This is a genomic window from Microbacterium awajiense (assembly GCF_039536545.1).
In the GTDB taxonomy this organism is placed as follows: domain Bacteria; phylum Actinomycetota; class Actinomycetes; order Actinomycetales; family Microbacteriaceae; genus Microbacterium; species Microbacterium awajiense.
In genome coordinates this window covers 856,963-880,146 of record NZ_BAAAYU010000001.1, presented here as the reverse complement: position 1 = coordinate 880,146, position 23,184 = coordinate 856,963, and the positions used below count along the sequence as shown (strand labels likewise).

At 70.2% G+C, this 23,184-nt stretch carries 19 protein-coding genes; 16 read left to right on the top strand and 3 right to left on the bottom strand.

All coding sequences use genetic code 11. The annotated features are described in order from the left end of the window. The first annotated feature begins 34 nt into the window (after nt 1–34). The 3 genes from ABD663_RS04405 (at nt 35) to ABD663_RS04395 (ending at nt 4,663) form a co-directional block, all read left to right on the top strand. The gene (locus ABD663_RS04405; protein WP_344736657.1) at nt 35–1,825 is read left to right on the top strand and encodes an ABC transporter family substrate-binding protein; all 1,791 of its coding nucleotides are present in this window, start codon (nt 35–37) and stop codon (nt 1,823–1,825) included. Nucleotides 1,826–1,905: 80 nt separating this feature from the next. Beyond that, on the top strand, nt 1,906–3,453 hold the full coding sequence (locus ABD663_RS04400) for an ABC transporter permease subunit (protein WP_344736656.1): 1,548 nt from the start codon (nt 1,906–1,908) through the stop codon (nt 3,451–3,453). 115 nt (nt 3,454–3,568) lie between these two features. Beyond that, on the top strand, nt 3,569–4,663 hold the full coding sequence (locus ABD663_RS04395) for an ABC transporter permease (protein ID WP_344736926.1): 1,095 nt from the start codon (nt 3,569–3,571) through the stop codon (nt 4,661–4,663). Between the two features lie 11 nt (nt 4,664–4,674). Here ABD663_RS04395 and ABD663_RS04390 read toward each other — a convergent pair whose 3' ends face one another. Further along, on the bottom strand, nt 4,675–5,271 hold the full coding sequence (locus tag ABD663_RS04390; RefSeq protein ID WP_344736655.1) for a PH domain-containing protein: 597 nt from the start codon (nt 5,269–5,271) through the stop codon (nt 4,675–4,677). Between the two features lie 48 nt (nt 5,272–5,319). Between ABD663_RS04390 and ABD663_RS04385 the strand changes: the two genes are divergently transcribed. From ABD663_RS04385 to ddaH, 13 genes are all read left to right on the top strand, one after another. Beyond that, nucleotides 5,320–6,993 carry an ABC transporter ATP-binding protein gene (locus ABD663_RS04385; RefSeq protein WP_344736654.1) on the top strand — a complete coding sequence of 558 codons (1,674 nt, stop codon included), beginning with the start codon at nt 5,320–5,322 and terminating at the stop codon, nt 6,991–6,993. Nucleotides 6,994–7,026: 33 nt separating this feature from the next. After that, on the top strand, nt 7,027–9,720 hold the full coding sequence (locus tag ABD663_RS04380; protein WP_344736653.1) for an FtsX-like permease family protein: 2,694 nt from the start codon (nt 7,027–7,029) through the stop codon (nt 9,718–9,720). After that, nucleotides 9,717–12,434 carry an FtsX-like permease family protein gene (locus ABD663_RS04375; RefSeq protein ID WP_344736652.1) on the top strand — a complete coding sequence of 906 codons (2,718 nt, stop codon included), beginning with the start codon at nt 9,717–9,719 and terminating at the stop codon, nt 12,432–12,434. Before ABD663_RS04380 ends, ABD663_RS04375 begins: the two co-directional genes overlap by 4 nt. Next, on the top strand, nt 12,434–13,432 hold the full coding sequence (locus ABD663_RS04370) for an ABC transporter ATP-binding protein (protein WP_344736650.1): 999 nt from the start codon (nt 12,434–12,436) through the stop codon (nt 13,430–13,432). Before ABD663_RS04375 ends, ABD663_RS04370 begins: the two co-directional genes overlap by 1 nt. Continuing rightward, a complete protein-coding gene (locus ABD663_RS04365) occupies nt 13,425–14,117 on the top strand; it encodes an ABC transporter ATP-binding protein (RefSeq protein WP_344736649.1) in 693 nt (230 codons plus the stop codon). Before ABD663_RS04370 ends, ABD663_RS04365 begins: the two co-directional genes overlap by 8 nt. Nucleotides 14,118–14,167: 50 nt before the next feature. After that, nucleotides 14,168–16,081: a translational GTPase TypA gene (gene typA / locus ABD663_RS04360; RefSeq protein ID WP_344736648.1), complete on the top strand. Its 1,914-nt coding sequence runs from the start codon at nt 14,168–14,170 to the stop codon at nt 16,079–16,081. Between the two features lie 31 nt (nt 16,082–16,112). Further along, nucleotides 16,113–16,874 (top strand): AzlC family ABC transporter permease, encoded by a 762-nt coding sequence (locus ABD663_RS04355; protein ID WP_344736647.1) that lies wholly within the window; start codon nt 16,113–16,115, stop codon nt 16,872–16,874. Then, complete coding sequence (locus ABD663_RS04350; protein WP_344736646.1) at nt 16,871–17,185, top strand: AzlD domain-containing protein; 315 nt, start codon at nt 16,871–16,873, stop codon at nt 17,183–17,185. Before ABD663_RS04355 ends, ABD663_RS04350 begins: the two co-directional genes overlap by 4 nt. Before the next feature lie 26 nt (nt 17,186–17,211). Continuing rightward, nucleotides 17,212–17,604, top strand: coding sequence for a DUF6113 family protein (locus ABD663_RS04345; protein WP_344736645.1), 393 nt, complete (start codon nt 17,212–17,214; stop codon nt 17,602–17,604). Beyond that, nucleotides 17,601–17,921: a ferredoxin gene (fdxA, locus tag ABD663_RS04340; RefSeq protein ID WP_344736643.1), complete on the top strand. Its 321-nt coding sequence runs from the start codon at nt 17,601–17,603 to the stop codon at nt 17,919–17,921. Before ABD663_RS04345 ends, fdxA begins: the two co-directional genes overlap by 4 nt. 30 nt (nt 17,922–17,951) lie before the next feature. Further along, nucleotides 17,952–19,064, top strand: coding sequence for a succinyldiaminopimelate transaminase (gene dapC / locus ABD663_RS04335; protein WP_344736642.1), 1,113 nt, complete (start codon nt 17,952–17,954; stop codon nt 19,062–19,064). A 201-nt stretch (nt 19,065–19,265) separates the two neighbouring features. After that, nucleotides 19,266–20,564: a citrate synthase gene (locus ABD663_RS04330; RefSeq protein WP_344736641.1), complete on the top strand. Its 1,299-nt coding sequence runs from the start codon at nt 19,266–19,268 to the stop codon at nt 20,562–20,564. Between the two features lie 5 nt (nt 20,565–20,569). Then, nucleotides 20,570–21,331: a dimethylargininase gene (gene ddaH, locus ABD663_RS04325; RefSeq protein ID WP_344736640.1), complete on the top strand. Its 762-nt coding sequence runs from the start codon at nt 20,570–20,572 to the stop codon at nt 21,329–21,331. A gap of 6 nt (nt 21,332–21,337) precedes the next feature. Here ddaH and ppk2 read toward each other — a convergent pair whose 3' ends face one another. After that, the gene (gene ppk2, locus ABD663_RS04320) at nt 21,338–22,150 is read right to left on the bottom strand and encodes a polyphosphate kinase 2 (protein ID WP_344736639.1); all 813 of its coding nucleotides are present in this window, start codon (nt 22,148–22,150) and stop codon (nt 21,338–21,340) included. 35 nt (nt 22,151–22,185) lie between these two features. Next, on the bottom strand, nt 22,186–23,142 hold the full coding sequence (gene dapD / locus ABD663_RS04315) for a 2,3,4,5-tetrahydropyridine-2,6-dicarboxylate N-succinyltransferase (protein ID WP_344736638.1): 957 nt from the start codon (nt 23,140–23,142) through the stop codon (nt 22,186–22,188). Between the last annotated feature and the right edge of the window lie 42 nt (nt 23,143–23,184).

The window sequence follows — 23,184 nt, the reverse complement described above, 5'->3', positions numbered from 1 at the left end:
ATCCCTACATCCCTTGCACATGGAGGAATTCAGCGTGAAGATCACACGTCTGGGTGCCGGAGTGGGCGTCGTTGCGGCTGGGGCACTCGTCCTCGCCGGATGCTCGGTCCCGTACGAATCTGAGGTCATCGAGAACACCGAAATCACGGTGTCCTGGAATGACATCGTCGACAACTTCAACACCGACAGCACCGCCGGCAACAACGTCGCCAACTCGAACATCGAGTACATGACCTCGGCGAGCTTCAACTACTACAACGACTCGCCCGACCTGGTGCAGAACACCGACTTCGGTTCGTACGAGAAGACCAGCGACGACCCGCTGACCGTCGAGTACACGATCAACGACAACGTCGTGTGGTCGGACGGCACCGCGGTCGACGAGGCCGACCTGCTGCTCGCCTGGGTGACGACCTTCGGAGCGTTCACCACCGAGGGCGAAGACGGTGAGACCTACCTCTTCAACCACGCCAACCCGCGTCCCGACCTCGCCACGCAGCTCCCCGAGATCGACGACCGCAAGCTGACCCTCGTCTACGACAAGGCGTTCGTCGACTGGGAGGTCCAGTTCGGTGTCGGCCAGGTCGCCGCGCACGCCGCGGTGATGCTCGCCTACCCCGACATCGAGGACCCGCAGGAGGCCAAGGACCAGTTCGTCGAGGCCGTCCAGAACGACGACGTGGACTGGCTGACCCCGGTCGCGGATGTCTGGAACAGCGACTTCCAGTCGGCGAACACGCCCGACAACGAGCTGAAGTACCTCTCGTACGGCCCCTACATCGTGGAGGAGCTCGTCGAGGAGGACTACGTCACCCTCGTCGCGAACGAGAGCTTCGCGTGGGGCCCGTCGCCCAAGTACCAGCGCATCACCGTGCGTCAGATCGCCGACCCGACCGCTCAGGTCCAGGCGCTGCAGAACCAGGACGTGCAGGTCGCGTCGGGTCAGCCCACGCCGGACGTGCTCGAGCTCGTCCAGGCGACCGACACCGCCGAGTACTACACCGGTGACGAGGCCACCTACGAGCACGTCGACCTGACGTTCAACAACGGTGGTCCGTTCGACCCGGCGACCTACGGTGGCGACGAGGAGAAGGCGCAGATGGTCCGCATCGCCTTCCTCAAGACCATCCCGCGTCAGGAGATCCTCGAGAAGCTGATCCACCCGCTGAACCCGACCGCCGAGGTCCGCGACTCCACGCTGACCATCCCCGGTTCGCCGTTCTACGACGGCATCGTCACCGAGAACGGCTCGGCCGAGTTCGCCGAGGTCGACATCGACGGTGCGAAGCAGCTGCTCGCCGACGCCGGTGTGACCGGTCCGGTCGAGGTCAAGTTCTGGTACCCGGAGGGCAACGCCCGTCGTGCCGCCGAGTACGAGCTGATCGCGACCTCGGCCGCGCTGGCCGGCTTCGACGTGGTCGACGACTCCGAGCCCAACTGGGAGTTCACCGACACCACGGCCTTCCCGGTCAACCCGCACGACGCGGTGATCTTCGCCTGGGCGTCGACCAGCCTCGCGCTGACCGGCAGCGACCAGTACCTCGGTACCGGCCAGCCGTCGAACTTCGGTGGGTACTCCAACGAGGTCGTCGACCAGCGCCTGAAGGACCTCGAGACCGAGCTGGATGAGGGCGAGCAGCAGCAGATCCTCATCGACGTGGAGAAGGAGCTGTGGGCTGATGGCTACGGCATCACCATCTTCCAGTTCCCCGGTCTGACCGCATGGGACAAGGGCGTCGAGGGCATCGCCCCCGCGCCGCTGGCTCCGTACTACTTCTGGAACTTCTGGGAGTGGGCGCCGGTGTCCGGCGCGGCCGCCGAGTAAGCAGCCGTCGCCACACCCGGTGGGCCGGATGCGCGAGCGTCCGGCCCACCGGCCATGTCGAATCTGTGTAAGGACATTCGGTGCTCTCCTTCGTTGCCCGGCGCCTCGTCGCCACCCTTCTCGTCCTCCTTGTCGCGTCGTTCGTCGTCTACGTCCTGACCGCCAACGCGGGCGACCCCCTCCTCGAGCTCAGAGGCAGTCGCGATCCCGACGCTCAGGCGAAGATCGCCAACCTCACCGAGAAGCTCGACCTCGAAACCCCCCCGGTTCTCCGATACTTCAAGTGGCTCGGCGGCGCTGCCGGATGCCTCATCGGACAGTGCGACCTGGGTATCTCGGTCGCCCGCGGCGAACTGCCGGTGACCGAAGTCATCGCGACGGCCATGGGATCGACACTGCAGTTGATCACCGCCGCGACCATCCTCGCCATCCTCTTCGGCGTCGCGATCGGTATGACCACGGCCCTCCGCCAGTACAGCGGGTACGACTACACGGTCACCTTCGCGACCTTCGTCTTCTACTCGCTGCCGGTGTTCTGGGTCGCGGTGCTCCTCAAGCAGTACGGGGCGATCGCGTTCAACCAGTTCCTGGGCAATCCGGTGATCCCGTGGTGGATGCCGATCGTGCTGGGATTGGTCGGAGGCTTCGTCTTCATGGCCATCGTCGGCGGAAGCCTGTCGACCCGCATCAAGACCTTCGTGTTCACGGGCCTGGCCACCGGCATCCTGGTGGCGCTGCTGGCGATCACCGACTGGTTCGCCCAGCCGTCGATCGGCATCGTCGGCGTCGCGCTCTTCTCGATGGGCAACGCGCTGATCGTCGCGAGCCTGACGTCCGGGCTTCGCGATCGCAAGGCGCTGACGGCCTTCGGACTGGCCGCCGTCGTCGCCCCCGTCGCGCTGTACTACCCGCTGCAGTACCTGTTCTTCTTCGGCAACGCGTGGTGGACGATCGCGATCACCGTCGTGATCCTCGCCGCGATCGGCGTCGTGGTGGGCTGGTTCTTCGGCGGCGACCGCAAGCCGTACCTCGCTCGGATCGTCGGCCTCGCCGCGGCACTGGGCACCATCCCGCTCGTGTTCGACCAGATGTTCCAGCGCTGGAGCACGTACGAGTCGATCATCCCGCTCTCGAGCGGTGTGATCTCGACGATCGGGGCCTCGACGCCGGCGATCGACCGCACGGACGACTACTGGCTGCAGATGCTCGACTCGCTCACGCACATGATCCTGCCGACGCTGACGCTGATGATCATCTCGCTGGCCGCGTACACGCGTTATTCGCGCGCAAGCCTGCTCGAGGTCATGAACCAGGACTACGTGCGCACCGCGCGCGCCAAGGGCCTGTCGGAGCGCATCGTCGTCACCCGTCACGCCTTCCGCAACGCCATGATCCCGATCGCGACCATCATCGCGTTCGACTTCGGCGGTCTGATCGGCGGGGCGGTGATCACCGAGACGGTGTTCGCATGGAAGGGCATGGGTGCGGTCTTCTCCGATGCGCTGAGAGCGATCGACGTGAACCTCATGATGGGCTTCTTCCTCGTCACGGGTACCCTCGCCGTCATCTTCAACATCATCGCCGACCTCTTGTACTCGGCGCTCGATCCGCGAATCCGGGTGAGCTGACATGTCGAACGACCGTTACAACAACGAGCGGATGACGCAGGAGTCGAATCCGCAGCAACTGCTCCCGAACGAGGACGACTTCGAGTCGCTTCACCGTGACGACCGCGGCCAGGAGATGTCGATCGAGCAGCGCTCGGTCGCCGGTCTCAGCCAGGGTGCGATCGTCCGCAAGCGGTTCTTCGGCCACCGCGGTGCCGTGATCTCGCTGATCGTGTTCGCGCTGCTGGTGATCCTCGCCTACTCGTCGGTGGGCACCGTCATCGGCGGAAGCGGCAGCTACAAGATCGATCCCGCCACGGGGCAGCTCGTCATCGACGGGTTCCGCATCCCCGGCTGGTGGAACAAGGACTGGTGGACGCGCTACGACATCGTCAACGGCCGCCAGCCCACCATCACGCTGTGGCCGTTCTCGCTCGGCGAGCACCCCTTCGGCCAGGACGACCTCGGCAAGGACATGTTCGCCCGCGTCATGCGCGGCACGCAGCAGTCGCTGGTGGTGGTGTTCCTCGCCGGCATCCTGGCGACCGTCATCGGCTCGGTCATCGGTGCCGTCTCGGGCTTCTACCGCGGCTTCATCGACTCGGCGCTGATGCGCTTCACCGATGTGATCATCATCATCCCGATCCTGGTCCTCGGCGCGGTGCTGGCGGTCACCTACGGCGGGAACGCCGTGACGATCGGCGTGCTGCTGGGTGCGCTGGCCTGGACGGGCCTCGCGCGTCTAGTGCGCGCCGAGTTCCTCGCCCTGCGAGAACGCGAGTTCGTGGATGCCGCCCGAGTGGCGGGTGCGAGCGACAGCCGCATCATCTTCAAGCACATCCTGCCGAACACCGTCGGTGTGATCGTCGTCAATGCCACGCTGCTCATGAGCGCGGCGATCCTCATCGAGGTGTCGCTGAGCTTCCTGGGCTTCGGCATCCGGCCGCCGGACATCTCGCTCGGCCAGCTCATCAACGAGTACCAGGGTGCATTCTCCACGCGACCGTGGCTGTTCTGGTGGCCGGGTGTCTTCATCATCATCATCGCGCTGTGCATCAACTTCGTCGGTGACGGTCTGCGCGACGCGTTCGACCCGCGTCAGAAGCGCGTGCCGAACTTCAACGGCCCGTGGCAGGAGATGCGGCGCTGGTGGGCGGCGCGCGGCGCCGACCGCGTGGGTGCGGACGTCACGGCGGGTCAGCCGGACGATCCCGCCGACGGCAGGCGGTGATGCGGATGCTGCTACAACACCATGCTCAGCACCACGGCGACCACCAGGAGCGCACCGGTCGTGATGGTGGCGATGTGCAGGCGGACGTCGCGCGGAGCGCCGTCGTCGACGAGCGCGCCCGCGTCACGCAGCTTCTCCCACTGGCGTCGGACGACGTAGGCCGCCGCACCGGAGTCGCTGCCGACGAGGTCGCCCGGACGCACGGTGCCGTCGAGGTAGCTGGTCTCGGGAAGATGCTTGCCCTGCTCGCGCTGGGTGAACAGCAGCGCGTGACGACCGGGGGCGGGAGCAGCCCACGCCGACACGCGCCCGTGGCTGGTGTACAGCGTCAGGGCGAACCGCGTGTCGATGCGCTGGATCTGACCCCACGGCACATGGATCGTGCGGAAGACGTTCGCGACGGCGACGCCGTCGTCGTCGACACGCACGTACGGCGCCCAGTAGGCGGCCCACGCGGCGAAGGCCAGCAGCGCCAGCAGCGGCACGACGCGCCAGGCGTCGGGCGGCGACTGGATGATCAGGATGATCGCCGCGGCCGCACAGACGGCGCCGATCGACCCCGCCAGAATCCGACCGAATCGGGAGCGGAGCACATGCGCTTCGGACATCCCTCTATCGTCGCAGACGCGGCGTGACGCTTTGAAAGGCCTCAGCACGTGAGCAACACGCAGAACGGCACCGCACCGGTGCTCGAAGTGCGCGATCTCGGCATCGACTTCTGGGTCGACGGCGAGTGGGTCTCCGCGGCCCGCGGAGTCAACTACACGCTCAACCCGGGTGACGTCCTCGCCATCGTCGGCGAGTCCGGCTCGGGCAAGAGCACGAGCTCGATGGGCGTCCTCGGGCTGCTGCCCGCGAACGGCCGTGCCACCGGCAGCGCGAAGCTGGCGGGCGAAGAGCTCATCGGCGCCTCGACGCCGCGTCTTCGCAAGGTGCGCGGCAAGGGCATCTCGGTGATCTTCCAGGAGCCGATGACGGCGCTGAACCCCGTGTACACGGTGGGATACCAGATCGTCGAGGCGCTGCAGGTGCACGACCCGTCGATGCGGCGCAACCAGGCGACGGCGCGCGCGATCGAGCTGCTGACGCAGGTCGAGATGCCCGATCCGAAGAAGGCCTTCGACTCCTTCCCCCATCAGCTGTCGGGTGGTCAGCGCCAGCGCGCGATGATCGCGCAGTCGATGGCGAACGATCCGAAGCTGCTCATCGCCGACGAGCCCACGACGGCGCTCGACGTCACGGTGCAGGCCGAGATCCTCGACCTGATGCGGCGCCTGCACACCGAGCTGGATTCGGCGATCGTGCTGATCACACACGACATGGGTGTCGTGGCCGACCTCGCCGACCAGGTCATCGTCATGAAGGACGGCGAGGTCGTCGAGCACGGCTCGATCACCGACATCTTCAACGCGCCGAAGCACCCGTACACCCAGGCGCTGCTGGCCGCCGTCCCGCACCTGGGAACCGTCTCGATCGATCCGGACGAACTCGCCGAACGGATCGACACCGACCACGTCCTGCACATGAAGGACGTCGTCATCGAGTACCCCAAGCGCGGCCGGGTGCCGGCGTTCCGCGCCGTCGACGGTGTCGACCTGGAGATCCGCCGCGGCGAGATCGTGGGGCTCGTCGGCGAGTCCGGCTCGGGCAAGACGACGATCGGCCGTGCCGCGATCGGCCTGATGCCGGTGCACTCGGGCGAGCTCTCCGTGGCCGGACACGACATGGTCGGGGTCAAGGGCGGTGACCTGCGCAAGATCCGCCGCGACATCGGCATCGTCTTCCAGGACCCGGGGTCGTCGCTGAACCCCCGCATCCCTGTCGGCGAGTCGATCGCCGAGCCCCTGCTGCTGGCAGGCGAGCTCGACAAGAAGGCGATGAACCTGCGCGTGGAGGAGCTGCTGGACGCCGTCGAGCTGCCGCGCGCGATGCGCAACCGCTACCCGCACGAGCTCTCGGGCGGTCAGCGTCAGCGCATCGGCATCGCGCGTGCCCTCGCGCTCAAGCCGCAGCTGCTCGTCGCCGACGAGCCCACCAGCGCGCTCGACGTGTCGGTGCAGGCGCGTGTGCTCGCGCTGTTCCAGGACCTGCAGAGGGACCTGGGGTTCGGCTGCCTGTTCGTCACGCACGACCTGGCCGTGGTCGACCTGCTCGCCGATCGCATCGCGGTCATGCACAACGGCAAGCTGGTCGAGCAGGGCACGCGCGACCAGATCCTGCGCAACCCCAAGGACCCCTACACGCAGCGCCTGATCGCCGCCGTGCCCGTGCCGGACCCTGCCGAGCAGCGAGAGCGCCGCGAGCAGCGCCGGGCCACCCTCGGCAAGTAGCAGGTCGCTCACGATGATGAGCGACAGGCGCGCATGATCGGCGGTGCGGGCTTCGCCCGTGCCCGCATCCGGGCGAACCTCGCCCCGCTGATCGCCCTCGCCGTCGTCTCGGCGATCGCGGCCGCCCTCGTGGCGGGCATGGTCGCCGTCGTCCGCGTCGTCGAGACCCGTGCCGCGGTGCTCGCGGTCGAGGCTGCCGGAGACGGGGGTGATCGGGTGGTCGTGCGCTACGACGCCTCCGCAGCGGATGCCCCGAAGATGCCGCAGGCGGTGCAGGGGGCCCTTGCCGCCATCGGCGCGCCGGGTGCGCTGTCGTCCGAGGTCGGCGACGGAGAACTGGTCCTGTTCATCGATCCCGCCCGGTTCAGCGGGGATGCCGCGATCGCCCTCGTGGCGGGACTGCCCGATCTGTCGCGCGAGATCGACGCTCGCGCCGACGCCGACGCCCAGGTCTCGGGCGGTCTGCGCACGACGCTGCTCGACGTGCGTGACGGACTCGTCGTCCGGCGCGGGCCGACGGCGGTCGCCATCGGAGTCCTCGCCCTCATGACGGCCGTGACCGTCGCCGCGGTGGCCGTGGAGCCGGTGCGCGTGCGGGCCGGTGAGCATCGACTGCTGCGCGCGCGCGGCGCGCGGCGCCGCTCGCTGGTGGGTCTCACGGCAGTCGAGACCGCGGTGTTCGCCGGGATGGGAGCGGTGCTCGGGGCGGCACTCGGACAGGTGCTCGTCGCCGTCGTCGCCGGAATAGCGGTCGATCCGCTCGTCGCCGCCGTCGCCGCCCTCGCCACGATCGCCGTCGCCGTCGTCGCGGGCTGCATCGCGGCGATGCGCGGCGCCGACCGCTCCACGGGCCGTGTCGCCCTCACCGCGGGGGTGACGGCGGCGGTCCTGGCCGCAGTCGTCACCGGTGTCGCCGCGTGGCAGTTCCTGCGGGCCGGCACTCCGATGGTCGAACGCGGGGACGGCTCCCTGGTTCTGGACCCTCTCGTCATGCTCGCGCCCGCCCTCGTCCTCGCCTTCGCGGGTCTGCTCGCCGTGCTGCTGGCCGGTCCGCTCGCGCGGGGCGTCGCGGCACTCACCGCGCGAGGTCGGAGTGTGACGCCGGTGACACCGCTCCGACTGGCCTCGCGGCGGCCCGGGCGTCACGCGCTGCCGACGGCGACGGTGGCGTTCGCAATCGGTGCGGTGGTGCTCGCGGCCTCGTACGTGGGCACACTGGACGCGCTGGGAAGCACACCGGAGGCGGTGCGGGTGGGCGCCGACGTGCGCGTGACGTCGGTTCCCGAAGACCAGCCCGTGCCGCCGGTGGCCGAGCTCGACGCAGTCGACGCCGTCATGGGGGTGCTTGCCGCCGACGCCCGCGGCTCCCGGGAGACGGTGCGGATGCTCGCGGCCGAGAGTTCGGCCCTGCCGGACGTCATGCTCGATCCCGACGGGGCGATCGGGCTGGATGCGCTCGCGGCCGACCTGGCGCCCGACATCGTCGGCATCGCGCTGCCCGGGAACGCCGTCGAACTCGGCATCCGCATCCGCGTCGAGGACATGCCGCCCGTGGTGCTCGACGACGAGCTCATCGAAGTGGGGCCACCCTCGGTGTACGCCTCGGTCTGGCTGCTCGACGAGAGCGGACGCGTCGTGGTCGCGTCGGCGGAGAGCTTCGAGAGCGTTGTCGAGGACGCCGCCGACGGCGGCGAGTCGTTGCGCACCGAGCCGACGTACGACCGCACGACCACTGTCGCGCTGCCGGACGGCGGACCGTGGTCGATCGTCGCCGTCACCGCGGTGAACATCCAGCCGTGGAACGACGCCCCCGGGGTGCGCGTCGACGTCGATGCGGACGGCGGTCCCGTCGACCTCATGGCGCTGCACCCGGCCCCCGGCACGCCGGGGGATGTGACCACCGACGGCACCGGCCTCGTGTTCACCCTCGCCCACGGCGACGGGTTCGAGTTCTCGCCGACGCGGGCCGTGGTCGACTCCATGCCGACCTCGGCACCGGCGGCCATCACCGCGGACCTCGCCGAGTCGCTCGCCGTGGAGACGGGCGACAGCGTGTCGCTGCGACTCTCTTCGCTCGGACTCGACGCCGACCTCGACCTGGTTGCGGTCATACCGGTGCTTCCGGGCACCCCGGACGGGCAGGGGGTGCTGACCGACCTCGCCGCGCTGTCGCTCAGCTCGGCCCAGTGGATCGCCCCGAACGAGCTGTGGGTTGCGACGGACCAGCCGCAGGCCGTCGTCGCCGAGATCGACGCGCTCGCGCCGGCCACGCGCACCATGGTCGCCGATCCGCGCGCGGCCGAGTCCGCTGCGGCGACCGGAGTCTCGTTCCTGCTGGCGGCTGCCGGTGCGGTCGCGCTCGCGGTCGTCGTGCTGGTGCTGCGCCGCACGCGCGGCCGTGGCGATGCGCGCGAGCTGGCGATGCTCGCGGTGATGGGCCTCGGCCGCGCGGGGGCGAGCCGCGTGCGCGTGAGCGAGGACCTCTTCGCGATCGCGATGGGGGTCGCCGGCGGCGCGACCGCCGGCACACTCACCGCGTGGCTGGTCGTGCCCCCGCTCGCCCGGGCTGCCTACGTGGCTGTGCCCGACGGGCTCGTCGTCGAGCTTCGGCCCGACCTGGCGGTGCTGCTCATCGGCGTCGGCTTCGCGTCGATCGCCTTCTGCGCCGTGGCGGCCAGCATCCGCGCGCCGCGGACGTTGGCCCCTCTCGTGAGGGAGGACGAATGAGCCGGTCGCCGGGCCTGGTCTCCCTCACGCGTCGACGCTTCGCGACACCGCGCAGTGCCGCGCTGGTGATCGTCGCGCTCGCCGCGCTGGCGGCGTTCCTGGTGACGGCGGCTCCGCGCGCGCTCGTCGGCGTGATCCGCGACGAGGTCGCGTATCAGATCGGGGAGGTGCCGCCCTCGGGTCGCGATCTCACGGGATCGATGCTCGTCCCTCCCGACTTCGGCCCGGCGGCGGATGCCGCGCTGACAGCCGAGTGGGATGCGGGAGCGCCCGACGTGCTCGGCGACCTGGCGCAACGGCTCGCCGACTACCGCGAAGGCTTCGAGCCGGCGCTGGCGGCGCTCACCGAACCCGCCCAGCTGTACACCCGCAGCGAAGCGCTGGCGGCGGTTCCCGAGGTGCTGAGTCCCGTGGCGCCGAACGGCAACGTGCAGCTGCTGGCGGACCCGGTCCTGCAGTCGGCGACGGTTCTCACCGAGGGGGAGTGGCCGGCCGCATGGGACGGCTCCTCGGCGATTCCGATCGTGCTGGCTGCGACGGGGGCGGAGCGAATGGACTGGCCGGTCGGGCAGGAGCGCGAGCTCCAGTCCCAGTTCGGCATCCAGCAGGGGGTGGAGTTGTCGGTCGTGCTGGTGGGTCTCATCGAAGCGGCCGATCCCGATGCGGACCGGTGGCAGCACCTGCCGCCGACCGCCCTCACCGCGACGATCTTCGATGACGGCAACCGCCGGCCCGAGGCGACCGGCGCCGCCTACGTCGACGTCGCCGGGTGGCCCGCGATCGACGCCTCGCTGCGGCGCGGGCAGATCGAGACGACGGCGTGGTACACGGTCGACTCCGTGGCGGCGACGCAGGAGGACCCCGCGACGCTCTATACGGCGATGCGTCGGGCGACGGCGGAATCGGTGCCGATGGATGCCGGCGGCACCGCCCGCATGCGCTTCTCGAGCACCGTCGTCGATGTGCTGCAGACCTCGCTGGCGCGGTCGAACTCCGCCAGTGCCATCCTCGCCGTCGCCGCGGTCGGTCCGCTCGCGGTGAGTGTCGCCCTGGTGGTGCTCGCTTCGGTGCTCATGATCCGGCGACGACGCGCCGATCTGGTGCTGATGTCGGCGCGCGGCGCGCCGCTGGTGCGGCTCAGGCGGCTGCTCGCCGGTGAGGGCCTGGCGGTCGGGCTTCCCCCCGCCGTCGTCGGCATCGTCGTCGGGGTGCTGCTGACGACCTTCGACGCCGGCCCGCTGCCGTTCCTCACCGCGATCCTGGTGGGATTGACCCCGGCGGCGTCCCTCGCCCTGTCGCTGCGGCCCTCGACGCTGACCGGCGGTCGCGCCGACCTCGACGCGCCGGTACGCCGCCGAGGCCGCAGCATCCTCGAGGGTGTGGTCGTGCTGCTGGCCGTGATGGCCGTGGGCCTGCTGATCGTGCGCGGCATCGGTCCTGCGACGGCGGGTGTCGACCCTCTCGTCATCGCGGCACCGCTGCTGGCGACCGTCGCCCTGGCCCTCATCGTCGTGCGATTGCATCCGGTCCCCCTTGCGGCGGCATTGCGCGCGATGGCGCGCCGACCGGGAGTGGTCGGCCTCGTCGGTGCCGCCCGCAACCTCCGTGAGGCGGCCGCCGGATCGACCGCGGTCCTCGCGATGCTCGTCGCCGTCGCGATCGCGGTCTTCTCCTCGCTCGTGCTCGCCACCGTCGATCAGGGCGCAGCCACCGCCGCCCAGCGCCAGGTGGGCGCCGACATGCAGGTGTCGGGACCTTTCTTCACCCCCGATCAGCTCGACGCGATCCGCGAGGTTCCGGGGGTGGCCGACGCCGCCGGCGTGCTGGTGGGCGACCGCGTCACGACCGCGGGTGAGGGGGAGCGCGTGACGACGGTCGTCCTGGCTGCGGAGTCCGACCGGCTCGCGGTCGTGCAGCGCGCGCTGGACGGAGGATTCCCGGGCGGGATCGCCCCGGGCACGGATCCGGTCGACACCGTGGCATCCGCATCACTGGCGTCGCAGGTGGGAGCCGGCCTCATCGAGTCCGATCGGGCGGCGCTGTCGGTCGTCGACACCGTCCCCCGGGTGCTGGGGGTGAGCACATCGGCCGACTTCACGGTCGTCGACGCGCAGGACTACCGCGCAGTGACGGGGATCGGCTTCTTCCCGAGGATCGTCCTGATCGCCCTCGACGACGGTGCCGATGCCGCGTCCGTCGCGGCCGGCATCGACGTGATCATCGGCTCGGCCCACGCGACGCAGCTGCTCGAGGACCGCACGGCCGAGATCCAGGCCTCGCCGGCCATCACTGCGCTTCGGATCGCGCTGTTCGCGGCGCTGAGTCTCGCCGTCGCCCTGTCGGTCGTCGCGATGCTGCTGGTCGCGGGCGTGTCGCGAGACGCGCGCTCGCGCACCATCGCGCTGCTGCGGACGATGGGCCTGAGCCGGCGCCAGGGTCGCGGCATCGTCGCGTGGGAGTTCGTGCCGCTCGGGGTCACCGCTCTGGTCGGCGGCGTCCTGCTCGGCGCCGTGCTGCCCCTGCTGGTGCTCGTCGCGGTGGACCTGCGCCCGTTCACGGGTGGAGCCTCGCAACCGGCCCTCTCGGTCGACCCGATCCTGACGGGCGCGCTCATCGCCTCCGTCGTGGTCGCTCTGGCCCTCGCCGTCGTCGGCGGGGTGCTCAGCGCCCGCACCACCTCCATCCCCGCCGTGCTCCGAACCGAGGAGGACTGATGAACACCACCGCACCCGCTGCCCCCGACATCGTCTGCGAGGGTCTCGTGCGCATCTTCACCGTCGCCGACATCGAGGTGCAGGCCCTGCAGGGTCTGGATCTGCTCGTCGAGCGCGGCGAGCTCGTGGCGCTGGTCGGCGCCTCGGGGTCGGGCAAGTCGACGCTGCTGTCGATCCTCTCGGCGCTCGATGCGCCGACGGCCGGCAGGGCGACCGTCGCCGGACGCGATCTCCCCTCGCTCTCGGCGCGCGAGCGCGTGACCTATCGCCGCGCGGTCGTCGGCTTCGTGTGGCAGCAGACCGCCCGCAACCTGCTGCCGTACCTGTCCGCGCTCGAGAACGTGCAGCTCGCGCGTGCGATCGGCGGCGATCGCAGCCGTCCGGAGCGCGCCGCGGAGCTCCTGGACCTGGTCGGCGTGGCGGAGCACGCCGATCAGCGGCCGGCCGAGCTGTCGGGCGGGCAGCAGCAGCGCGTGGCCGTCGCCGTCGCCCTCGCGAACGATCCGCGCGTCCTGCTGGCCGACGAACCCACGGGAGACCTCGACGAGCACACATCGGTGGAGGTGCTGCAGACCTTCGAGGCGGTCAACCGCGAGCTCGGCACGACGGCGCTCATCGTGACCCACGATCCGACGGTGTCCGAGCACGTCCAGCGCACCGTGCAGATCCGCGACGGGCGCACATCGACCGAGGTGCTGCGCTGGACGCACACCGATGACGAGGGGCGCGAGCACGCCATGGCGGAGGAGTTCGCGGTGCTCGACCGCGTCGGACGCATGCAGCTGCCGACCGACTACATGGACCGCCTGTCGCTGCGGGACCGCGTTCGGCTGCGGCTCGAAGACGACCACGTCGGGGTGTGGCCGGGTGACCGGACCACCGCGGCGGAGAAGCCCGCCGAAGGAGGGGATCTCGACGCGGCCGATGGGCCGCGCGAGGGTGACACGCGCCGCAGTCGTCGCGAGCGCGGTCTCGGAGAGGAGCAGAACGATGGCTGACACCGTGATCGAGGCATCGGCGCTGTCGGTCGTGCACCGCACGCCGGCCGGTGACGTCACGGCGCTCGCCGATGCGTCGCTCGAGCTGGCGGCGGGGGAGTTCGTCGTGCTGATCGGCCCCTCAGGGGCGGGCAAGACCACGCTGCTGCACGTACTCGGGGGCATCCAGCCGCCCACGAGCGGCTGGGTGCGGGTGGGCGGGATCGACCTCGCGGATGCCGCGGAGGCCGACCTCGACCGCATCCGACGCGACGAGATCGGGTACGTCTTCCAGTCGTTCGGTCTCATCGGCGCGCTGTCGGCGCAGGAGAACGTCGAGCTGCCGCTGCGCATCCAGGGCGCCGACCCCGACGTGCGCGCACGCCGGGTGGCCCATTTGCTCGAGCGCGTGGGGCTCGCCGAGCACGCATCGCAGCGCCCGAACGAGTTGTCCGGCGGTCAGCAGCAGCGCGTGGGCATCGCCCGGTCGCTGGCGGGCTCTCCGCGCATCCTGCTCGCCGACGAGCCGACCGGTCAGCTCGACTCGCACACCGCTGCCGCCATGATCGAGCTCATCGGATCGATCGCCCACGACGACGGACTCGCGGTGCTGCTGTCGACGCACGACCCGTCGATCGTCGAGCGCGCCGACCGCGTCCTGGAGCTGCACGACGGCGTGCTCCGCGCGGCGACACCCGCCCGGTAGACTGGGAATGCCCGGTTCCGGGCGATTTCCCCACTCTTCAAGGATCCCTCATGGCGCGCGCCCTCCGTCCGGACCTCCGCAACGTCGCGATCGTCGCCCACGTCGACCACGGCAAGACGACCCTCGTCGACGCCATGCTGCGCCAGACCGGCTCGTTCGGCTCCCATGCGCACGTCGAAGAGCGCGCGATGGACTCGAACGACCTCGAGCGCGAGAAGGGCATCACGATCCTCGCCAAGAACACGGCGATCACCTACGACGGTGCCCACACCGACATCCCGGTCACGATCAACGTGATCGACACCCCCGGCCACGCCGACTTCGGCGGTGAGGTCGAGCGGGGCCTGTCGATGGTCGACGGCGTCGTCCTGCTGGTGGATGCCTCCGAGGGACCGCTGCCGCAGACCCGTTTCGTGCTGCGCAAGGCGCTCGAGGCCAAGCTTCCGGTCATCCTGCTGGTCAACAAGACCGACCGGCCCGACGCCCGCATCGCCGAGGTCGAGGAGGAGGCCCACGACCTGCTTCTCGGGCTCGCGTCCGACCTGCACGAGGACGTGCCCGACCTCGATGTCGACGCGCTGCTCGACGTGCCCGTCGTCTATGCGTCCGGCCGCGCCGGCGCGGCATCCCGGACGCGTCCGGCCGACGGCACCCTTCCCGACAACGACGACCTCGAGCCGCTGTTCGAAGCGATCCTCGCCCACGTGCCGCCGCCGTCGTACGACGACGAGGCCCCGCTGCAGGCGTGGGTCACCAACCTCGACTCGTCGCCGTTCCTCGGCCGTCTCGCTCTGCTGCGCGTGTTCAACGGCACGCTGAAGAAGGGCCAGACCGTGGCGTGGGTGCGTCACGACGGCTCTCATGCCAACGCCCGGATCACCGAGCTGCTCAAGACCCGCGCGCTGGAGCGCTACCCGGCCGACTCGGCGGGCCCGGGCGACATCGTCGCGATCGCCGGAATCGAGGAGATCACAATCGGCGAGACGATCGCCGACCCCGACGACGTGCGTCCGCTGCCGGCCATCACCGTCGACGATCCCGCCATCTCGATGACGATCGGCACCAACACCTCGCCGCTGGCGGGCAAGGTCAAAGGACACAAGCTCACGGCCCGCATGGTGAAGGACCGTCTCGACCGCGAGCTCATCGGCAACGTCTCGCTCAACGTCGTCGACATCGGGCGTCCGGATGCCTGGGAGGTGCAGGGCCGCGGAGAGCTCGCGCTCGCCATCCTCGTCGAGAACATGCGCCGCGAGGGTTTCGAGCTCACCGTCGGCAAGCCGCAGGTCGTCAGCCGCAAGGGGGAGAACGGGCAGGTTCTCGAGCCCTTCGAGCACCTCACGATCGACGCCCCCGAAGAGCACCTCGGCGCGATCACGCAGCTCATGGCCGCCCGCAAGGGCCGTATGGACACGATGGTCAACCACGGCACCGGCTGGGTGCGCATGGAGTTCATCGTGCCCTCGCGCGGTCTCATCGGCTTCCGCACCGAGTTCCTCTCCGTCACGCGCGGCACCGGCATCGCCAACGCGATCTCTCACGGCTACGGCGAGTGGGCCGGGCACATCGTCGCCCGATCGAGCGGCTCGATCGTCGCCGACCGCGCGGGCGTGGTGACCCCCTTCGCCATGATGGCGCTGCAGGAGCGGATGAGCTTCTTCGTCCAGCCGACCGAAGAGGTGTACGAAGGCATGGTCGTCGGCGAGAACACCCGTGCCGACGACATGGACGTCAACATCACCAAGGAGAAGAAGCTCACGAACATGCGCTCGTCGACCGCCGACGAGCTCGAGCGCCTCACTCCGCCCCGCCGACTCTCGCTCGAGGAGTCGCTCGAGTTCGCCCGAGATGACGAGTGCGTCGAGGTGACCCCTGAGATCGTGCGCATCCGCAAGGTCGTCCTCGACCAGACCGAGCGGGCCCGCGCCACCGCGCGCCTGAAGCGCCAGGACGCGAACGCCTGAGCCCCAGCGCCGCCGCTCCCGGTCCGCGACCATGACCGCGCCTCGCTTCGATGACGCCGCGCCCGATGACGGCCACGCGCGGCGGGCATGGCGGCAGGCTCTCGGCGTGGCGCTGGCGACGAGCGCCTACGGGATCTCGTTCGGCGCGCTCGCGGTGGCATCCGGCCTCGACGTCTGGCAGACCTGTGTGCTGAGCCTGGTGATGTTCACCGGCGGTTCGCAGTTCGCGTTCGCCGGCGTCATCGGCGCCGGCGGACTGGTGGCCGCCCCGGCGGGAATCGCCTCGGCCGCCCTTCTCGGCGTGCGCAACGTGGCGTACGGCATGCGGATGTCTCCTGTCATCGGGCCCGGATTCTGGCGGCGCGCCGCGGCATCCCACTTCACGATCGACGAGTCGACCGCCGTCTCGCTCGCCCAGACCACCCGGCGCGCCCGGACGATCGGATTCTGGGTCACCGGCATCGGCATCTACGTCGGCTGGAACCTCTCGACGCTGGCCGGCGCGCTTCTCGGCGACGTTCTCGGCGACCCGCGCGCCTGGGGGCTGGATGCCGCTGCCGCCGCGGCCTTCCTCGCCCTGCTGTGGCCGCGGGTGCGCCGGCGGCAGCCCATCGCGGTCGGGATCGCGGCGGCGGTGGTGGCCACGGTGCTGACGCCGCTGCTGATGCCCGGCATCCCGGTGCTCGTCGCCGGTGCGGTCGCGGTCGTCGTCGGCGGGGCGAATTGGCTGGGACGCGGCGATGCGCCGCCGGCCGAACCCGAGGACGTGCCTGAGCGGGAGGGACTGCCGTGACGCTGTGGACCGCCGTGCTCGTCGCGTCCATCATCTGCGTGGCGCTGAAGACGATCGGCTACCTGGTGCCTCCGCGCTGGCTCGAGGCGCCCCGCCCGGCTCGCATCGCCGACCTGCTGACGGTTGCACTGCTGTCGGCGCTCGTCGCGGTGCAGACGCTCGGGGTCGGACAGGCGATCGTCGTCGACGCGAGGGTTCCCGCGGTGCTCGTCGCCGCGGGTCTGCTGCTGTTGCGGGCACCGTTCCTGGTCGTCGTCGCCGCCGCCGCGGTCACCGCGGCCCTGTTGCGGCTGTGGGGCTGGGCGGCTTGACAGCCGGTCATCCCTAGACTGTCCAGGTGACGTCTGTGTGGTCCCGCCTCGGCACCTGGCTGGTCGCCTTCCTCGTCGGCGGCGTCTACGGCCTCGCCGGCACGATCGCGCACCCCTACACGTGGGGGTGGTTCCCGCTCGGGCTGGTCCTGGGGCTGATCGGGTGCGCCGCGCTGCTGGCATCCGTGCGTCTTCTGACCTCGGATCGCTGGACCGCGCTGGCCTGCGGAGTGGGCATGGTCGCGGCGGCGCTGGTGTTCTCGGGTCCCGGCCCCGGAGGGTCGGTCATCGTCCCCGAGAGCACACTCGCCGTCGTGTGGGTGGTCGCCGTTCAGGTTCTGGTCGGTGTCGTCGTGGTGTGGCCCGAGGCCCGCCACCGGCCTCACCCGCCCGGCCCGGCGAATAGACTGGTCCCGTGACCTACGTGATCGCCCTCCCATGCGTGGACGTCAAAGACCGCGCATGCATCGACGAATGCCCGGTCGACTGCATCTACGAGGGCGACCGGATGCTCTACATCCACCCCGACGAGTGCGTCGACTGCGGCGCGTGCGAGCCGGTGTGCCCCGTCGAGGCGATCTACTACGAGGACGACCTGCCCGACGAGTGGCAGGACTACTACAAGGCCAACGTCGAGTTCTTCGACGACGTCGGCTCGCCCGGCGGCGCCGCCAAGGTCGGTGTCATCCACAAGGACCACGAGATCATCGACGCGCTGCCCCCTCAGGCGCCGTGACCCGACCGCACCCCGTGACGGAGCGCTGACGTGGGAGTCGCCGACCTCGCCGACTACCCGTGGGATGCCGTCGCACCGTACGCTGCGACGGCCCGTGCGCACCCGGACGGCATCGTCGACCTGTCGATCGGCTCGCCCGTCGACCCGACTCCCGAGGTCGTCTCGCGGGCGCTCGCCGCGGCGACCGACGCGCACGCGTACCCGCAGACCGTGGGCACGTCGGAGCTGCGTGAGGCGGTCGCGGCCTGGTTCGCCCGGCGACGCGGAGTGCCCGGCCTCACGGCCGATCACGTGCTGCCCACTGTGGGATCGAAGGAATTCGTCGCCCTTCTGCCGCTGCTGCTCGGTCTCGGACCCGGCGACGTCGTGGTGCACCCCCGCGCGGCCTATCCCACCTACGAGGTCGGGGCGCGGCTGGTGGGGGCCACTCCCGTGGCCGCCGACGACCCGGCGCAGTGGCCGCGAGAGACTCGCCTGGCGTGGGTGAACTCGCCCGGCAATCCCGACGGGCGCATCCTCGACGTCGCGTCGCTGCGCGCGGCGCGCGAGCGGGTCCGCGAACGGGGAGCGGTGCTCGCATCCGATGAGTGCTACGCCGAGCTGGGTTGGGATGCGCCGTGGGATGCCGCACCCGTGCCGTCGGCGCTCGACCCGGCCGTCACCGACGGCGATGTCACCGGCATCCTGTCGGTCTACTCGCTGAGCAAGCAGTCGAACGTGGCCGGCTACCGTGCCGCGTTCACCGCCGGGGATCCCGATCTCGTGGCACGGCTCGTGAACGCGCGCAAGCACCTCGGCCTCATGCTGCCTGCGCCCGTGCAGGCGGCGATGGCCGCCGCGCTCGCCGATGATGCGCACGTCGCCGCGCAGCGCGCGCTGTACCGCCGCCGTCGTGACGTCCTGCGCCCGGCGGTGGAGGCGGCGGGCTTCCGCATCGACGGGAGCGAGGGCGGCCTGTACCTGTGGGCGACCGAGGGGCGCGACGCGTGGGAGAGCGTCGCGCGGTTGGCGGAACTCGGCATCCTCGTGGGGCCCGGGCACTTCTACGGCCCCCACTTCCCGCAGCACATCCGGCTGTCGCTGACGGCCTCCGACGAGCGTGTGGATGCCGGCGCCGCGCGGCTGCGTGCAGCCGGGGGCTGACTACCCGGGTCGGATTGACGGGTTCCTCCATCGCTTCGCACGGGCCTTTGGCGGTGTCGGCGGTAGGCGCACGCGGCCACTAGGCTGTAAGGACGCGGCGGCTCGGTATCCTCCGTCCGTCGCACCGGCCGCGGAGGCGCCACGGCGTCACCCCCGGCAGGACGACACCCCCGGCACGACCAGAAATCGCGAGGAGGCGCCGTGAGCGACGCGGGCACCCGGAATGAGCAGGCCATCGTCTCGATCGGAGACTCCACCGCCGAATTCCCTGTGCTTCGCGGCACCGACGGCATCCCGAGCGTCGACATCTCGACGTTCACCCGGCAGACCGGCCACACCACACTCGACTACGGCTTCGTCAACACGTCGGCCACGAAGTCCGCGGTGACCTTCATCGACGGCGACCAGGGCATTCTGCGCTACCGCGGCTACCCGATCGAGCAGCTGGCAGAGCACTCCAGCTATCTCGAGGTCGCGTGGCTGCTCATCTACGGTGAGCTGCCCACCGCCGACCAGCTCGCGGCGTTCGACGATCGCATCCGCCACCACACGCTGCTCCACGAGGACCTCAAGCGCTTCTTCTCCGCGCTGCCGCCCACCGCGCACCCGATGTCGATGCTGTCGTCGGCGACGGCCGCGCTGTCGACGTACTACGAGCGCGAATCCGATCCCGACGACCCCGAGCATGTCGAGCTCAACACGATCCGCATGCTCGCGAAGCTCCCCGTGATCGCCGCGTACGCGCACAAGAAGAGCATCGGCCAGGCGTTCCTGTATCCGGACAACCGCCTGGGCTTCGTCGACAACTTCCTCAAGCTCAACTTCGGCGTCCTCAGCGAGATCTACCAGATCGACCCGGTCATGTCGCGCGCGCTCGAGCGTCTGCTGATCCTGCACGAGGACCACGAGCAGAACGCCTCGACCTCGACCGTGCGCCTGGTCGGCTCGACCGGGGCGAACCAGTTCTCGTCGATCTCGGCGGGCATCAACGCGCTGTACGGCCCGCTCCACGGTGGTGCCAACGAGGCGGTGCTCGACATGCTGGCGCGCATCCACGAGTCCGGCGAGAGCGTGCAGCGCTTCGTCGAGCGCGTCAAGAACAAGGAGGACGGCGTCAAGCTCATGGGCTTCGGCCACCGGGTCTACAAGAACTACGATCCGCGCGCCAAGCTCGTCAAGCAGTCCGCCGACGAGGTGCTCGAGGCGCTGGGCGTCAGCGATCCGCTGCTCGACCTCGCCAAGGAGCTCGAAGAGATCGCACTGGCCGACGACTACTTCAAGGAGCGCCGCCTCTACCCGAACGTCGACTTCTACACCGGCGTGATCTACAAGGCGATGGGCTTTCCGACCCGCATGTTCACCGTGCTGTTCGCGATCGGCCGCCTGCCCGGGTGGCTCGCGCACTGGCGAGAGATGCAGAACGACCCCCAGACCAAGATCGGTCGGCCGCAGCAGCTGTACGTGGGTGCCCCCGAGCGCAGCTACCCGGGCGTCGGCTGACGCCGATGCCGCGCCTGCTGGTCCGGCGTCCGTCGACACGCCTCGCCGACGGCGAGCTCACCCACCTCGACCGAGTGCCCGTCGATCCGGCACTCGCCGTGACGCAGTGGGAGACGTACGTGGACGCCTTCCGTGCACGCGGGTGGGAGGTCATCGAGGTCGAGCCCGCCGACACGCAACCTGACGGCGTGTTCGTCGAGGACGCCGTGGTGGTCTTCGGCGACCTCGCGGTGCTGTGTCGCGCCGGAGCGGAGTCGCGGCGCGGAGAAGCGCCCACCGTGCGTGCCTCGGTCGAGCGTCTCGGGCTCGCGGTCGTCGCGATCGACGAGCCGGGCACGCTCGACGGCGGCGACGTGCTGAAGGTCGGTCGCACCGCGTACGTCGGAGCATCGTCGCGGACCAACGCCGAGGGAATCGCGCAACTGCGGGCGCTGCTCGAGCCGCGCGGCTGGCGTGTCGTCGCCGTGCCGGTGCGCCGGGTGCTGCATCTCAAGTCGGGTGTCACGGCCCTGCCCGACGCCACCGTGGTCGGGTTCGAGCCGCTCGTCGACGACGCGTCCGCGTTCCCGGAGTTCCTCGGCGTTCCCGAAGAGCACGGCACGGCGGTGGTCGTCCTCGACGCCTCGACGGTGCTCATGTCGGCGGACGCCCCGCACACCGCGGCGCTCTACCGCGACCGCGGACTCGACGTGGTCACCGTCGAGGTGAGCGAGTTCGAGAAGCTCGAGGGCTGCGTGACCTGCCTGTCGGTGCGCGTCCGCGACTGAGACGCGTCAGGCGCGTGGTTCGACGCCCTCGAGGGTCCCGGCGAAGTCGGGCACGTAGTTCTCGAGATTGCGCGGCGGACGCTCGTAGCCGCCGGACGACGGTCGCACGGGGATCTCCACCTCCTCACGCTCGACGTGCTCGTAGGGGATGCGCGAGAGCAGGTGGTGGATCATGTTCAGCCGACTCCGCCGCTTGTCGATGGAGGGCACCTCGAACCACGGCGCTTCGGGGATGTCGGTGTGCACGAACATCGTGTCCTTGGCCCGCGAGTAGTCCTCCCAGCGTGTGATCGACAGCACGTCGTTCGGCGACAGCTTCCAGCGGCGCATCGGATCCTCGGCACGGGAGCGGAAGCGGGCCTCCTGCTCGTCGGGTGACACGCTGAACCAGTACTTCAGCAGAAGGATGCCGTCTTCGACGAGCATCCGCTCGAAGATCGGCGCCTGGTGCAGGAACCGGTGGTACTCCACATTGGTGCAGTAGCCCATGACGTGCTCCACTCCGGCGCGGTTGTACCACGACCGGTCCATGAGCACGATCTCTCCCGCGGCGGGCAGGTGGGGGATGTAACGCTGGAAGTACCACTGCGTGCGCTCTCGCTCGGTCGGCATCGGCAGGGCGACGGTGCGGGTCACGCGGGGGTTGAGATACTCCGACACCCGCTTGATCGTGGAGCCCTTGCCGGCGGCGTCCCTCCCCTCGAAGATGACGACGATGCGTGCGCCGGACGCCTGGACCCACGCCTGCATGTCGACGAGCTGCGCCTGCAGTCGCTTGAGCTCGTGCTCGTACAGCTTCTTGGGGATGCGCGCGGTCATGCGAGCACTCTAGCCGCGTGCGCGCGCTCGACCGGTCAGGCGTGCAGGGCCTCGTTGAGGGTGACGCCCACGCCGGCACGCCGCACGGCCTCGACGGCACCGGACAGCGAATTGCGGCGGAACAGGATGCCGTCGCGACCCGACAGCTCGGCTCCCTTGACGACCGGTCGGGAACCATCGGCACGCGCCGGTTCATCGGCGAGCACGATCTTCGACCCGGCGGTGACATAGAGCCCGGCCTCGACCACGCAGTCGTCGCCGAGCGAGATCCCGATCCCCGCGTTGGCGCCGAGCAGCGTGCGCGCGCCGATCGACACGCGGTGCGCGCCGCCGCCCGACAGGGTTCCCATGATCGACGCGCCGCCGCCGATGTCGCTGCCGTCGCCGACGACGACGCCCTGCGAGATGCGCCCCTCGACCATCGAGGCGCCGAGCGTTCCCGCGTTGAAATTGACGAAGCCCTCGTGCATCACGGTCGTGCCGGGCGACAGGTGGGCCCCCAGGCGCACGCGCGACGCGTCGGCGATCCGCACACCCGGCGGTGTCACGTAGTCGAGCAGGCGAGGGAACTTGTCGAGTCCCTGCACCTGGATGCCGTCGCGCATCAGGAACGGACGCAGCCGCTCGAGGTCGTCGGGATGCACCGGACCCGCGTTCGTCCACGCGACGTTCGGAAGATGGCCGAAGATCCCGTCGAGGTTCGCCTCGTTCGGGGCGATGACGCGGTGCGACAGAGCGTGCAGGCGCAGGTACGCGTCGGATGTCGACGCGGGGGCCGCGTCGAGGTCCACCTCGATCGCGACGACGTCGACGGTGACCGCGCGGCGTTCGTCGGCCACGGCGAGCCGGTCGAGATCATCGGGAGGATTCGCAGGGTCGTATCCGAGGGGGAGCCGCCCGTCGGCCGGTCGGGGGAACCACGTGTCGAGCACCGTCCCGTCCGCGCTCAGGGTCGCCAGGCCCACGCCGTGAATCCATCGTCCATCGCCCATGCCTCCACGCTAGCGCCACCGGGCAGGTCGGTAGACTCGGGG

What these genes read in the sequence shown, in the direction of transcription:
- ABD663_RS04395 (WP_344736926.1), top strand. Translation starts at nt 3,569, where the DNA reads ATGTCGATCGAGCAGCGCTCGGTCGCCGGTCTCAGCCAGGGTGCGATC.
- ABD663_RS04390 (WP_344736655.1), bottom strand. Translation starts at nt 5,271, where the DNA reads ATGTCCGAAGCGCATGTGCTCCGCTCCCGATTCGGTCGGATTCTGGCG.
- ABD663_RS04380 (WP_344736653.1), top strand. Translation starts at nt 7,027, where the DNA reads ATGATCGGCGGTGCGGGCTTCGCCCGTGCCCGCATCCGGGCGAACCTC.
- ABD663_RS04375 (WP_344736652.1), top strand. Translation starts at nt 9,717, where the DNA reads ATGAGCCGGTCGCCGGGCCTGGTCTCCCTCACGCGTCGACGCTTCGCG.
- ABD663_RS04370 (WP_344736650.1), top strand. Translation starts at nt 12,434, where the DNA reads ATGAACACCACCGCACCCGCTGCCCCCGACATCGTCTGCGAGGGTCTC.
- ABD663_RS04365 (WP_344736649.1), top strand. Translation starts at nt 13,425, where the DNA reads ATGGCTGACACCGTGATCGAGGCATCGGCGCTGTCGGTCGTGCACCGC.
- typA (WP_344736648.1), top strand. Translation starts at nt 14,168, where the DNA reads ATGGCGCGCGCCCTCCGTCCGGACCTCCGCAACGTCGCGATCGTCGCC.
- ABD663_RS04355 (WP_344736647.1), top strand. Translation starts at nt 16,113, where the DNA reads ATGACCGCGCCTCGCTTCGATGACGCCGCGCCCGATGACGGCCACGCG.
- ddaH (WP_344736640.1), top strand. Translation starts at nt 20,570, where the DNA reads ATGCCGCGCCTGCTGGTCCGGCGTCCGTCGACACGCCTCGCCGACGGC.
- ppk2 (WP_344736639.1), bottom strand. Translation starts at nt 22,150, where the DNA reads ATGACCGCGCGCATCCCCAAGAAGCTGTACGAGCACGAGCTCAAGCGA.
- dapD (WP_344736638.1), bottom strand. Translation starts at nt 23,142, where the DNA reads ATGGGCGATGGACGATGGATTCACGGCGTGGGCCTGGCGACCCTGAGC.